1 pseudogene is annotated in these 303 nt (G+C 39.9%); it reads left to right on the plus strand.

The features are described from left to right. Positions 1 to 303 (plus strand): annotated as a pseudogene (locus BU804_RS08075) (hypothetical protein); the annotation flags it as partial.

The following is a 303-nucleotide window of genomic DNA, read 5'->3' on the forward strand; positions in this document are numbered from 1 at the left end:
AGCAGGTACAATAATTTCAGCGATGCTGGATTAGCCCATTTGACATCTTTAACGGGTTTGCAGTATTTAAATCTGAGTGGATGCTATAAACTTACTGATGCTGGACTAGTCCATTTGACACCCTTAACCGCTTTGCAGCATTTAGATCTAAGTTGGTGCAAAAATCTCAATCCAAGCAGGTACAATAATTTCAGCGATGCTGGATTAGCCCATTTGACATCTTTAACGGGTTTGCAGTATTTAAATCTGAGTGGATGCTATAAACTTACTGATGCTGGACTAGTCCATTTGACACCCTTAACC

Origin of the sequence: Candidatus Protochlamydia sp. W-9 (genome assembly GCF_001950615.1) — a bacterium.
Classification (GTDB): Bacteria; Chlamydiota; Chlamydiia; order Chlamydiales; family Parachlamydiaceae; genus Protochlamydia; species Protochlamydia amoebophila.